Raw genomic sequence first — 241 nt, 5'->3', positions numbered from 1 at the left:
ACGAAGATATCGTGGATTGCTGCTGCGAGGCCTGGAACAATCTATGCGGCGAAGCTGGACGTCTATTCAGTTTATGCTCTCGTCAGTGGGCAGTTATACAGTAGTTAGAAAAAGCAATTGGTATAACCCGTTTATCCTGATGAACCTTAACCACAAGGCCATCGAGATACAGGATGGGGAAAAGTCTGTCCAGCGGGCGATTCTGCCAAGTCCTGACCTCATCGTAGACAGCATCAGTTAC

General features: G+C 48.1%; 1 protein-coding gene. It reads right to left on the bottom strand.

The annotated features are described in order from the left end of the window. Nucleotides 1-82: 82 nt before the first annotated feature. Complete coding sequence (locus AK963_RS37000; protein ID WP_420795634.1) at nt 83-193, bottom strand: hypothetical protein; 111 nt, start codon at nt 191-193, stop codon at nt 83-85. Nucleotides 194-241 lie beyond the last annotated feature (48 nt).

The organism is Endozoicomonas atrinae, from assembly GCF_001647025.1.
Lineage (GTDB): Bacteria > Pseudomonadota > Gammaproteobacteria > Pseudomonadales > Endozoicomonadaceae > Endozoicomonas > Endozoicomonas atrinae.
This window is presented reverse-complemented; position numbering and strand designations above follow the sequence as displayed.